Genomic DNA, 13,216 nt, shown 5'->3' on the forward strand with positions numbered 1-13,216 from the left:
CAATCAGTGGGGCTTACTTCCCGTTAATGCGGGATAAAATAAGGGCAGCTCCGAAAGTGCCTAGCACTTTCGGAGCTGCCTTTCCCCTATTTCCCTTTGAACTCGGGTTTCCGCTTCTCGCCGAAGGCTAGCAGTGCTTCTACCCGATCTTCCGTTGGTATAGTAAGCTCATACGCTTTTCTTTCTATTTGCAGTCCTGTCTGCAAATCTGTATTCATCCCATTTTTCACGGCAAACTTTGCTTGTTGGAGAGCGATAGGCCCATTTGCAAGAATTTTCTCTGCAAACGAGTTAACTTCTTCCCAAAAACGTTCTTTCGTAACCGATTTGGTTACTAGACCAATTTCCACCGCTTCTTCTGCTGACAGCCTTTTCGCAGTTAAAATTAGCTCCAACGCCTTTGATTCACCAATTAACCTTGGCAAACGTTGTGTTCCTCCTGCTCCCGGAATAATTGCCAAGCTTGTTTCGGTTAATCCCATGGAAGTGCCGTTAACAGCAATTCGAAAATCACAAGCAAGGGCAAGCTCCATTCCTCCTCCAAATGCATAGCCATTCATGGCTGCAATTGTCGGCTGTGGCAACGTGGAGGCAGCTTGAAAAACTTCGCCAATTTTATAAACATTTCTTCTCACTTGCTCTTCCGTTAATGTTTTTCTTTCTTTTAAGTCTGCTCCAACACTGAAAGCTTTTTCTCCAGCTCCTGTAAAAATAACCACCCGTATATCAGAGTTGATTCGAAGTGATTCAACGACACTTTCAAGGCTAGCTAGTGTATCGTAATTAAAGGCATTCATTGCCTCTTTTCGATTAATTGTAACGATTGCTAAATGCTCTTTTATCTCTAATAAAATACTATCCATAACCTACTCCCTCCTAGTTTGTTTAATAGAAATAATTCGACACCTCTAGTTGAAAACCCTTTCAATAAACAGAAAGGAAAAGAGACTTTCCGAATAGTTGCAAACACTTATCGGATAGTCTCCTTTTCTATTATCCTTGTAAAACTTGATCCTTCAATGATCTTCTTAAAATCTTCCCTGTTGTATTTTTAGGAAGTTCTTTTAAAAATTCAATTGATGCCGGGAGTTTATATTTTGCTAAGTGCTCCTGACAATAAGCAAAAAGCTCTTGTTCTGTAATGTTTTCATCTTTTCTTACAACATAACAGGAAACCGCTTCTCCCCGTTCAGGGTCCGGTATACCAATTACTGCTGCCTCCACAATACTTGGATGATTGTACAATACCTCTTCTACTTCTCGAGGATACACATTGAAACCACCAACATTAATCATATCCTTTTTACGGTCTACAATATAAAAATAGCCATCCTCATCTGTCCTAGCAAGATCTCCTGTATATAACCATCCATTTTTAATTGTTGCTGCTGTTTCATCTTCCATTTTATAATAACCTTTCATGACATTCGGACCTTTTACAATAAGCTCTCCGACTTGTCCTGGAGGAACTTCTTCTCCTAACCCGTTGACCACCTTATTTTCAACGTTCATAATGCTCATTCCGATAGATCCGGGCTTGCGTGGGCGATCAAGTGGATTGAAGCACGTAACAGGGGACGCTTCAGATAATCCATATCCTTCCGAAATTACGACATTAAACTTTTGTTCAAAGTTATTCAAAAGTGCAACCGGCAGCGATGCTCCTCCTGATATGCATAGACGTAAAGAAGCAAAACTTTCAGGCTTTCCTTCTGAATATTGATAAAGGAAATTAAACATTGTAGGCACACCAGCAAAAACAGTAGGTTCATACTTTTCCGCTATATCAAAAATTTCCTTCGGACTAAATTTCGGGACAATTAATAATGTAGCACCTTTCATCAGCGGTGCATTCAATACGACAGTTAAACAAAAGACATGGAACATTGGAAGCGTCGTAATGACTCGATCCTCTTCATTTATTTTCAAATAACCTGCTACATCAATTGCGTTGGAGTATAAATTTTTATGTGTTAGCATAGCACCTTTTGGCTTACCAGTAGTCCCTGATGTATACAGAATAAGTGCAACATCTTCTTCCTTTAAGTCGGGAGCTTTGAAATCTAAATAACCACTTTCCACCACACTTGTAAATGATTTCATTTTTCCTGCTGCTGAAAGCTGAGATAAATCCACACCTTTTGCTCGCTCATCCCCTGATTCACAAACAATATAATTCTCTACTTCTGGAAGTGCGTGATGCATCTTTTCAATTAACGGCACAAGTAAATCTAATGTTACAATCGCTTTTACATCGCCATTTTTAATAACATAACTAATTTCATCCGGTGTGTAGATTGGATTAATCGGAATAACCGTTAAACCTAAGCGTATAGCACCATACAATCCAATGACAAAATGCGGTGAATTGCCTAAAACTAATGCTATATGATCCCCTTTTTTCAAGCCTAACTGCTCCAAACCACTAGCAAACTTCGTGACTTCTGCATTCAATTCACCGTATGTACTAGACTGGCCCATAAAGTAATACGCTGGTTTAGAAGCATTAATTTTTGCTGTTTCATCTAACCGTACTGATAAATTCATCTTAACCCCTCCTCTTTTTGTTATGAATGAATACTCATTCACATAAAAATAAAAACTTTCAAAATATATTTTATATAAAGAAAAATTTAAATACAAGGGAATAACCTTCTATCCTTTTAAAATAAACTTTATTCATACCATCAACTTCTGTAAAATCCCAGTGTCTCCTTGTTAATCTTTAAGCCAAACAACAAAAAAGCTGACACCTTTTGATAATTCAAAAAGTATCAGCTTCTATGTGTAATAATGCGATTAATAGACTAGATTAACAAATTCTTCTTTCGTAACCTTTCCGAAATAATAAGGGATATCAACCCCTTCTAATGCCTTTTCTATTTCTGCACGTTCGTATCGAAGATTAGTAAGTTTATTTTCAATCTCACTTACATCTCCTACACCGAAGAAGTCTCCGTAAATTTTACAATTCTCAATAATACCTTTATTTACATCGAGGCGTACATCAATTTGTCCGACTGGAAAACGATTTGAATGCTGAAGATTGAATTTCGGTGATTTTCCATAGTTCCATTCCCAATTTTGATAACGCTCTTCTGATAACTGATGAATTTTCGCCCAGTCGTCTTCTGTAAGCACATATTCTTGAACATCTTCTTCATTAAAAATATATTCAAGCAACATAGAGCGGAATTCTTCTATTGTTATTTTTTCTGATAAAAACTCGGAAATATTAGCAACTCTGCTTCGAATCGATTTAATTCCTTTTGACTTAATTTTGTCTTTTTTCACTTTAAGTGCAGAAACAACGTTTTCTATTTCAGAATCTAACATTAATGTCCCATGACTAAACATACGACCTCTAGTAGAAAATTGTGCGTTTCCAGAAATCTTTCTTTCCCCAACAACTAAGTCGTTCCTTCCGCTCATTTCAGCATCTACACCCAATCGATGAAGAGCCTGAACAACAGGTTCTGTGAACTTTTTAAAATTATGGAAGCTTTCCCCATCATCTTTTGTAATAAAGCTAAAATTTAAATTCCCTAAGTCGTGGTAAACGGCTCCTCCTCCTGAAAGACGACGTACAACATGAATTCCATTGGCATCAACATATTCTGTATTAATTTCCTCAATGGTATTTTGATTTTTCCCAATGATAATCGAAGGCTCATTTATGTAAAAAAGTAAATACGTTTCATTAATATCTAGATTTTTCAATGCATATTCTTCGATTGCTAAATTAATTCTTGGATCGGTAATTCCTTTATTATCAATAAACAACATGTTTTTGTTCCTCCTACACTTTAAGTTAAATCTCGACTGTTAGCCCTTTATGGGCTAGCAATGTTTGCCCTGTAAAAATCGATTCTGCCTCCGTTTTTAATTGATCCATATCCCCGAATTGAGGCAGGTGCGTTAATACTAATTTTTTCACTTTAGCTTCTTTTGCTATTCTGGCTGCTTCTAAACTTGTCATATGTCCTGCACCGCTTCCATCCATATCTCCATAGAAATTAGATTCTGCTAATAACAGGTCTGCTCCCTTGGAAAACGGAATGAAAGATTGTTGAAACGCGGAATCTGCTGTATACACAATAACCTTCCCTGCCACTTCAATTCTCATGCTGTAACAAGGTACTGGATGCTTTGTACGAAGAAATGAAATCATGTAAGGGCCCACTTTCAAAGTAGAGGATGGATCATACACTTTCCCTTCCATTACATTTTTATAAGAAAGCTTCGAAAAGGCATCTTTATCTTCGTTATGAGCATATACCGGTAACATATTTCCTTGTTTCCCCAAATAAGATTGGATTAACAAAGCGTGTTGTAGTACACCAATATCCGCAATATGATCCGGATGGTAATGCGATAATACAACAGCATCAATATCAGTTGCAGAAATATAGTTTTGCAGTAAAGACAATACTCCACTACCACAATCAATTAGTAACGTAAAACCATCATGTTCTAACAAATAACCGGAACTCGCTTCATTAGCCTTGGGGTACCCACCCCATTGTCCTATGACAGTCAGCTTCATGTTATCTTCCTCCTCTGTATATCAATCAGAAGGTCTTTGTTGGCGCATGCCCTCGCTCATTAACTAATGTCCTAACACAGCGGCACCACATCGTGTTGTTGTATAAAGTACACAACTTCTTCCCTTCATTGAAAAGGGTTATCACTTATAACATTAACTATACTCCATTGTGCCTATTTTTTCAGCTTTTTGATATTAATTACAAAAAAACATTGACGAGAATAAAACTGTTATAATACAATATAATAAATTAAACAAAGTTATATAACACAACTTGTCCAAAGGGGAAAAAATTTACGGAGGGTGATCGACTTGTTAACCAATGTTGTAGAATTCTTTAAAAATTTACCGCCTAAATCTTGTGCTCAATGTGGAGCTGAAATCGAAGAACAACATGAATGTTACGGAATTTATTGCGAAAAATGCACAACAGATCATGAATTTTAGTAAAAAAAAGCAGAGGACGCACAATAACGCGTCCTCTGCTTTTTTTTAGTTCCAACAGTTAAGCTTCTTGATGGTGTTTTATTTTTTCCTATTTTACTTCCACCATTTCCATTATGTGACTATGAATGTCTTCCCCTTTTGTTACATGAATATTAATATGATACATACCTTCTTTTTTAAATGAGTGTTGAACACTATATTCTCCAGCATTTTCTGTAGAACTTAAATCGATCCACTCATGTTTTTCGACCCCGTCCTGGATAATTTCGAATCTTACTTCTGCTTCTTCTAGCGGTTGTTCTTCATTTTCCACCTGCACTTTAAATTGTGCATCTTCGTTCACTTTCAATTCATCAGGTTTTTCTAAACTAATTGTAACAGGCTGGTGTTCTTCTCCATGTTCATGATTTTCCTCCTCATGGTTATGGGTTTCTGCTTCAACATTGCCAACATTGATTTCCGTTTTAGGCATTGTGTGCATATCACGAGCTGTTACATGGACTTGAATAGTATATATTCCGTTTTCCTTGAAATCTTTCTCTGCAGTATAATTTCCATTTTTCGTATGTTTACTTTCTAGCATTTCACTATTATCTTTATCCCCATTTTTCCACACTTCATATTTTACTTCGCTTGCATCCTCAACATTTTCTTCTCCTTGTGTTACGTGAGTAGAAAATGTTACCGTTTCATTTGATTTAGCTGTTTCTGGGACTTGTAGGTCAGCTTCAATAGGAACTACCTTTTCATTTGAACTACCACTGTTTTCTTCTTTATCATTAGATCCACATCCGCCTATAATTAGCATTAGTGCTGATAAAACGATAATAACTGTAATTTTACGAAACATGCACACTTCCTCCTTGAGTATTAACTAGTTTACGATACCTACTGTACTATAAAATGCTTGCTATAAATCATCTATTTTTGACTAGAGTATGACAAACCTTTTGTTTTTTTAAAAAAGCTGTTTTCGTAAGGCTCTTTTCTCATAGATTGTTGTTTTTACTTATAAATTCAGCCCGTTGATTTCCGCGGGAAGAGAGTCAAGTGCCCACAGCGAGAATCAACTTAGTAGGTTAAACTTAGTTTTTCGTTTAAAAAAACATCCCTTTAGAAAATAGCCTTTAAAAAAGAGGAATTATTCTTGGAACAGTCTAAACAACTACCATTCTTAACCAATAACTGTATTTTCAAACTCTTATAGTAGAGGAAAAATGGCAATACTTATTTTCTACAATACTAGAAAAAGAACCGCTCTATATAAAGAACGGTTCTTTTTCCTGTTATTACATTTCTTCTGCAAGTTTGCCATATTTCTTTTTAAATAAAACAGTAAGGAAAAGAACTGTAATGATAAGAAATACTACTAAAAAGCTAGCCAATACTCTAAGGTTTTGCCACATAAATGCGAAATCACCAGTGGAAATTACAGCTTTAAAACCTGCTACAGCGTAACTCATAGGCAATAATGCATGTATAGGCTGTAGGGCACTTGGTATTAATTCAAGTGGGAAGGTTCCTCCACTTGTCGTTAGCTGTAAAATTAAGATGATGATGGCAATGAAACGACCAGGGTCTGCTAATATCGTAACGAGTGTTTGAATTATTGCAAAGTACGTCAAACTTGTCACAATCGCAAAAAGATAAAATAATGGGATATTTTCTACTTGCAAATCAAGACCAATTAATAAAATGGAGCAAGCCAGTACAGCCTGTATAATCCCTACTGAAGCTAAAACAGCATATTTTCCAAGGAACCACTGTATTCCACTTGATGGTTTATCCGCGGGCTCTTTTAATGAATACACCATCGTTACTACTAAAGCTCCAACAAAGAGACTGAGTGATAAGAAATATGGGGTAAACCCTGTACCATAGTTTGGAACATTATTGATTTCCTTTTTATCTACTCCAACAGGAGAGGCAAGCATATCATAGGTATCATCATTTGCATCTACACTGTTTGCCTCTTGTGATGCATCTTGCAGTTGATTATTAAATTCTGTTGTTCCATCAGATAATTTGTTCGTACCATCCACTAATTCTGATGAACCGTCTGCTGCCTTTTCCGATCCATTTGCTAATTTAGTAGACCCACCGTACAATTCGTTTAATCCTGTATTAAGTTTACTTGCTCCGGTGGCTACCTCAACTGAACCTTGACCAGCTTCTGCTAATTTTTCATTCAACAGTCCGAAATTTTTCACTAATTCATTTTGACCAGTGATAAGTTGATCGGAACCCTCATCAAGTTTCTGCATCCCTTTTTGCAAGGCGATAACCCCATTGTGGATTTTTATCTGACCTTGATTTAATGCCCCAATACCATCTGCCAATTGTCCTGTTTTTTCTTCTAACTGGCTAGCACCAGCACTTAGGCTTTCTGTTCCTGTTGCCAATTCTTGAGAGCCTTTATTAAGCTTGATTAGTGCACCTTGTAACGCAGTCTTTTGTTCTTCTGGAAGACTTTCCAACAATGGTTGTAATTGTGATTGTAATGCAGAAAGTCCTGCGTTCAATTCTTGAGCACCAGTATGTGCAGATTGTGCACCTGTATTTAATTCTGCTAACTTCGCATTAATAGTTTCTACTCCCGAATGAATGGTTGCTGTTTTTGAAACAGCATTGTCCGCCCCTTTCTCTATCTCTTGAATACCTGCAGCGGATTCATCAATTCCTGCTGCTAACTCACTGATTCCATTTTTGGACTTTACAGCACCTTCATCTAGAAGTTGATACTTTTCAATTAGCTGTGTAAGCCCTGCAGAAACTTTTGATGAACCTGAAGCAAGATCAGCGGCACCGTTTCTTGCATCCGCCAAACCATTATTAAATTCAACATTTTTCTCTGCTAAAACAAGTAAATTTTCCTTTAGTTCTTTTGCACCTTTTGAGAGATCCATTGCTCCATTATTTAATTCTCCTGCATTATCACTTGCAGTTTTAAATCCATCACCCATTTCCTGAATTTTATCAAACATTGTTTCCGCATATGTTTCCGTAACCGATTTTGATAAACTAGCCTTTATTTCCTTTATTGCATTTTCGCCAATTTGTGAGGATAAAAAGTTAAAACCCTCATTAGGAACATATTTTAACTCCAGTTTTTTAGGTTGATCCTCCAACAATGTCGCTGCATTTTCAGAAAAGTTTTCAGGAATTTCTACAAGCAAATAATATTCTTGTCTTTCAAGATTCTTATATGCTTCTCCCCTTTCAACAAAGTGAAAATCAAACTGATCACTATCTTTGAGATTTTCTATTAGATCAGAGCCTACTTCAAGACTTTCACCATTAAACTCTGCACCATTATCATTATTGACAACCGCTACAGGCAGATCACTTAATTGGCCATAGGGATCCCAGAAGGCCCATAAAAACATTCCACTATACATTATTGGTATAAATAAGACTGCAACGATAGGAATAAGTAATTTACGATTCCTAAAGATCGCTTTGAATTCCGCCAAAATAGATTTCATTCCATTCCCTCCATCAATAGTCACTGACTAATTTACCCATTTAGTCAGTGAAAACAAAAATAAAATGACCATTATGTCCACATAGTCATTACAGACATAAAATAAAGGATTACCCTTTTGATAATCCTTTAAAAATATAAAGTTCGAATAAGTCGGCAATTTCATCTTTATCCAATGGTCCATGAACTTTCTCCCAGTCAAATATTAAGGAAACATACAACCTTAACATAATAAAAGCAGTTAATTCAGGGTTACATTTTTTAATTTTCCCTTCTTTAATTGCATCATTAATTTTTAAACTCAAGAAATCTATTACTACCTTCTCGACTTTTTGGATTACTTCTATTACAGCTGGTGTCCCCATTTCTTTTGCCTCTTGGTAAAGTTTGATCGTAAGTTGATGTTCTTTGCGAAACTCAAGAATACGAAATAACGCCCGATGGACATTTTCAAAAAAAGAGACTTTTGGATTAATCGTTTCCTCTGCTGCTACTTTCATTTCATTAATTAGTGATGAAATAATTTCATCGAATAATTCTTCCTTATTTTTAAAAAAGGTATAAATTGTTCCCTTCCCTACATTTGCAAGCTTTGCAACTTGATCCATTGTCGTTGCTTTATAGCCAAAAAGAGAGAAAGACTTTGATGCTGCTTCAATAATTAATCTTTTTCGGTCTACTGACAAGTTTCACTTCACCTCTGACTACATGACTATTTATGAAATCCAGTCATTTATTGAACAAAACTAATTCTACTGCAACACACAAAAAAAAGCAAGATGTTATCTCTATGTTTTTTACTCCATAGACGATGACACCTTGTTCAGAACCCTCTCTACCGCCTTTTCTGCTTGTTCAATGCAATCAGGGATTCCTAATCCTTCAAAAGAGCTTCCAGCCACAAAAACACCAGGAAGTTTTTCCGCTAATTCGCGGTTCAGCTTTTCTAATCGTTCTTTATGACCGACAGTATATTGAGGCATTGCTTCTTTCCATCTAGTTACAATGGTAAAGTTAGGGTTAGTAGAAATACCCATAATTTTATTTAAATCTTCCAATACTATCTCCTCAATTTGTGCATCTGACAAGTCTACAATCATTTCATCCCCCGCTCTTCCTACGTAGCACCTTAACAAGACATTACCTTCTGGAGTAGTATGCGGCCATTTTTGATGTGTCCATGTACATGCATTAATACTAAAATCACTGTTGCGAGAAACAACAAACCCCGTTCCTTCCATATCCTTTTTAATAGCATCTGCAGGAAAACCCATTGCAACCGTCGCCACTGAGGTAGATGGCATTTCCTGAAGATGATTAAAAAACGCATATTTTGAAAACATGCTAGAAAGGACAGAGTGCGGTGTCGTAACGATAACATTGTCTGCCTCGATAACTTCTTCATTATTGCACTTTAACAAATAAGAATCACTTGTTTGCTCAATTTCTGTTACCTTTATTCCCTTACGTACTGTTACCTCATCTAATAAGTTTTCAATAGTATTTACAAGAGACTGTAATCCTGACTTTAGTGTAAGAAAAGCACCCTTTTTCTCTCCTGTTCCAGTTTGGATTTTCCTGTCTTGGTCGGAAGTTTTTTTCATCCCAAGAATTAAGCTACGGTGGTTTTTCTCTGCTTCGTAAAATTGCGGAAAAGTTGACATTAAACTTAAACGGTCAATATTACCAGCATACATTCCTGATAGTAACGGTTCGATAAGATTTTCCACTACTTCATCGCCAAGTCGTCTTCTAAAAAAGCCACCTAGAGACTGATCACCATCCAACCCTGATCGCGGTATGACAAAATCTGCTGCTGCCCTCATTTTCCCAGTAAGTGAGAATAGACCCGTTGAGATAAATGGACCAACTTGAGTAGGAATTCCCATAACTGCCCCACCTGGCATTGGATGCATCTCTCCATTTATAACCACATAAGATTTCCCTATTGGATTACTGATTAATTCTTCTTTTAACCCGACTTCTTCCACTAATTTTGTAGCACTTATTTTTCTGGTCAAGAATGAATCTGGTCCTCTTTCAATCACATAACCATCTTTTTTCACTGTTTGTATCTTCCCACCAAGTCGATGGCTTGCTTCAATAAGCTGAATTTCTATAGACTGCTTATTTTCTTTCACCTGTTTTTGTAAATAGTACGCTGCTGCTAACCCTGTTATACCACCGCCAATGATTACTACTCTTTGCTTTCTTTCCAACACGGTCATCACCTTCTTTATTAAAAATTCCGAATTTTATTAAGGTGAACAAAAATAACGAGAGGACTGACCTTGGAGGTATTTCCATTACAGTCAGTCCTTCATGTATTTATATAGAAGTTCTTCCTTACGTTTGTAGGTAAGAAAAGAAATTATTGCTCATTTAGATTTTTAAGAACTACTGTTGCCAATGCATCAATAAATTCGGGTTTACTATTAGGCATTTCTGGACGGTAGTATGCCGCACCTATTTCATCTGTTACGACTTTACATTCATAATCATTATCGTATAAAACTTCTAAATGATCGGCAACAAAACCTACAGGGATATAAACAAATGCTTTGTACTGTTTTTCTTCATATAAGCTTCTAGTTAAATCTTGTACATCTGGACCTAACCAAGGATCTGGTGTATTCCCCTCACTTTGCCAGCCAACTGCATATTCTGTGATTCCTGCACCTTCAGCAATAAGTTTTGCTGTTTCTTCCAATTGAGATGGGTAAGGATCACCATTCTGCAAGATTTTCTCAGGAAGACTGTGGGCAGATACGATGAGTACAGCATTATTTCTTTCCGTTTCTGACATAGATGCATATGTTTCTTTTACCTGTTTCACCCAATAGTCAATAAATTTGGGCTCATCATACCAACTTTCTACAGAAGTAATCGTAGGACCTCCAAGTTTTTCAGCAGTTTCTTTTGCTCGTCCATTGTACGATTTCACACTGAACGTTGAAAAGTGAGGAGCCAAAACGATAGATACAGCTTCTTCTAAACCATCTTTATGCATCGCTTCTACCGCATCTTCTACAAACGGCTCAATATGTTTTAAACCTAAATACATTTTAAATTCAATATCGTCCTGCATCGAGTTCAGCTGCTCTTCTAGCTTTTTCCCTTGGTCCATTGTTATTTGAGCAAGCGGTGAAATTCCGCCAATCGCTTCATACCTATTTTTTAAGTCATCAAGTAATTCTGGAGAAGGCTTTCTTCCATGACGTATATGCGTATAATACCGTTCTATATCTTCTTCTTTATATGGAGTTCCATAGGCCATTACTAATAGACCCATTTTCTTTTTTGCCATTTTTATTCACCTCATCATTTATGTCGTTCTATCTATATTTTGTCACGTTACCATTGTTGGCTCCAATTTTTTGCTTTATACAATGTTAACGTGCTGTGTATTCGTGAACGAATGCAGCAAGACGTTTTAATATGTCAGGATTCACTTGCGGGAAAACACCATGACCAAGGTTAAATATGTAACCAGGATCCATCATTCCTTGATCAAGAATTTCCTTCGCTCGCTCTTCTATTACTTCCCAAGGAGCTAACAATATTGCAGGGTCAAGATTTCCTTGAACTGGTTTTGTAATACCCATTTCTCTTGCCTCTTTAATTGGCAATCTCCAATCTAACCCTACTACATCTAAAGGAAGACTATGCCATTCCATTGCTAAATGACTCGCTCCTACGCCAAACATAATTAATGGAACATTTTCCTTTTTTAATTCTATAAAAATTTTCTCCATAATTGGCTTTATAAAAACTCGATAGTCCTGCCTATTCAATGCACCAACCCATGAATCAAATATTTGAAACGCTGATGCTCCTGCTTTAATTTGTGCTCTTGCATATGTAATAGTCATATCTGCTAGCTTGTCCATTAATGCGAACCACGCTTTTGGTTCTGCATACATAAACGCTTTTGTCTTGTTATAATTTTTCGATGGACCACCTTCGATCATGTAGCTTGCCAACGTAAATGGTGCACCCGCGAAGCCAATAAGCGGTACAGATAATTGTTCCTCTGTCAAAAGCTTGATTGTGTCAAGCACATAAGGAACATCATTTTCCGGATCTATTTCTCCAAGCTTTTCAACGTCTGCTATCGATTGAATTGGATTGTCAATTACAGGACCAATTCCTGATTTTATCTCGACTTTAACGCCGATTGCAGGAAGAGGTGACATAATATCTTTGTAAAGAATTGCTGCATCCACATCGTATTGTTCAACAGGTAGTCTTGTTACATAAGCTCCTAGTTCCGGTTGATGTGTAATTTCAAATAGTGAATATTTTTCCTTGATTTTGCGATATTCAGGCTGTGAACGCCCCGCCTGTCTCATATACCAAACTGGAACATGCTCCGTTTTTTCTCCTCTTGCTGCTCGTAAAAATGTATCATTAAAATTCTTCATTCCTTTGATTATCCACCTTTCTCCATGCATGCTAAAGTAACCCCATTGTATTACAAATGGAATAGAATCAAAAATAATTGACCACTTACACTTGATTGAATACTAATCTTTATAGACACGTGCCTACGACGTGCAAACACGGAATTATAACCTTTTAACCATTATCACTATAGACTTTTTAAAAAGAAAAGTATAGCTACCCATTCCAAATGTCATAAAATTGCCGATTTTCCTTGACAAAATATTGTCTAACAAGAAAAGCGGAAGTGGCTTGCCCAGAGGCGACAAGCATAAGACGAGCTTCCCAGAAAGGCG

The 13,216-nt window shown here is 36.7% G+C and carries 11 protein-coding genes; 1 reads left to right on the forward strand and 10 read right to left on the reverse strand.

Annotation, left to right across the window (positions count from 1 at the left end; all coding sequences use genetic code 11):
* Nucleotides 1-86 precede the first annotated feature (86 nt).
* The 4 genes from ACFSUL_RS11180 to ACFSUL_RS11195 all read right to left on the reverse strand — a co-directional run bounded on the left by ACFSUL_RS11180 (nucleotide 87) and on the right by ACFSUL_RS11195 (nucleotide 4,546).
* Nucleotides 87-863 carry an enoyl-CoA hydratase-related protein gene (locus ACFSUL_RS11180; protein WP_377935406.1) on the reverse strand — a complete coding sequence of 259 codons (777 nt, stop codon included), beginning with the start codon at nucleotides 861-863 and terminating at the stop codon, nucleotides 87-89.
* A 130-nt stretch (nucleotides 864-993) separates the two neighbouring features.
* Entirely contained in the window at nucleotides 994-2,547 is a 1,554-nt protein-coding gene (locus ACFSUL_RS11185) for a fatty acid--CoA ligase family protein (protein ID WP_377935408.1), read from the reverse strand.
* Between the two features lie 252 nt (nucleotides 2,548-2,799).
* Nucleotides 2,800-3,786, reverse strand: coding sequence for a lipoate--protein ligase (locus tag ACFSUL_RS11190; protein ID WP_377935410.1), 987 nt, complete (start codon nucleotides 3,784-3,786; stop codon nucleotides 2,800-2,802).
* Nucleotides 3,787-3,811: 25 nt separating this feature from the next.
* On the reverse strand, nucleotides 3,812-4,546 hold the full coding sequence (locus ACFSUL_RS11195) for an MBL fold metallo-hydrolase (RefSeq protein ID WP_377935412.1): 735 nt from the start codon (nucleotides 4,544-4,546) through the stop codon (nucleotides 3,812-3,814).
* A gap of 312 nt (nucleotides 4,547-4,858) precedes the next feature.
* On the opposite strand from ACFSUL_RS11195, the gene yhfH reads away from it, so the two are divergent.
* Entirely contained in the window at nucleotides 4,859-4,993 is a 135-nt protein-coding gene (gene yhfH, locus ACFSUL_RS11200; protein ID WP_084778467.1) for a protein YhfH, read from the forward strand.
* A gap of 88 nt (nucleotides 4,994-5,081) precedes the next feature.
* Here the strand turns inward: yhfH and ACFSUL_RS11205 are convergent, their stop codons facing one another.
* The 6 genes from ACFSUL_RS11205 to hemE form a co-directional block, all read right to left on the reverse strand.
* Nucleotides 5,082-5,843 carry a FixH family protein gene (locus ACFSUL_RS11205; protein ID WP_377935414.1) on the reverse strand — a complete coding sequence of 254 codons (762 nt, stop codon included), beginning with the start codon at nucleotides 5,841-5,843 and terminating at the stop codon, nucleotides 5,082-5,084.
* 439 nt (nucleotides 5,844-6,282) lie between these two features.
* On the reverse strand, nucleotides 6,283-8,478 hold the full coding sequence (locus ACFSUL_RS11210; RefSeq protein WP_377935416.1) for a YhgE/Pip family protein: 2,196 nt from the start codon (nucleotides 8,476-8,478) through the stop codon (nucleotides 6,283-6,285).
* A 109-nt stretch (nucleotides 8,479-8,587) separates the two neighbouring features.
* Entirely contained in the window at nucleotides 8,588-9,163 is a 576-nt protein-coding gene (locus ACFSUL_RS11215; protein ID WP_377935418.1) for a TetR/AcrR family transcriptional regulator, read from the reverse strand.
* 111 nt (nucleotides 9,164-9,274) lie between these two features.
* On the reverse strand, nucleotides 9,275-10,699 hold the full coding sequence (gene hemY / locus ACFSUL_RS11220) for a protoporphyrinogen oxidase (protein WP_377935420.1): 1,425 nt from the start codon (nucleotides 10,697-10,699) through the stop codon (nucleotides 9,275-9,277).
* 149 nt (nucleotides 10,700-10,848) lie between these two features.
* Nucleotides 10,849-11,784, reverse strand: coding sequence for a ferrochelatase (gene hemH, locus ACFSUL_RS11225; protein WP_071413187.1), 936 nt, complete (start codon nucleotides 11,782-11,784; stop codon nucleotides 10,849-10,851).
* 85 nt (nucleotides 11,785-11,869) lie between these two features.
* Nucleotides 11,870-12,901 (reverse strand): uroporphyrinogen decarboxylase, encoded by a 1,032-nt coding sequence (hemE, locus tag ACFSUL_RS11230; protein ID WP_377935423.1) that lies wholly within the window; start codon nucleotides 12,899-12,901, stop codon nucleotides 11,870-11,872.
* Nucleotides 12,902-13,216: the final 315 nt, after the last annotated feature.

This window comes from Bacillus seohaeanensis (assembly GCF_042684945.1).
In the GTDB taxonomy this organism is placed as follows: domain Bacteria; phylum Bacillota; class Bacilli; order Bacillales; family Bacillaceae_B; genus Rossellomorea; species Rossellomorea seohaeanensis.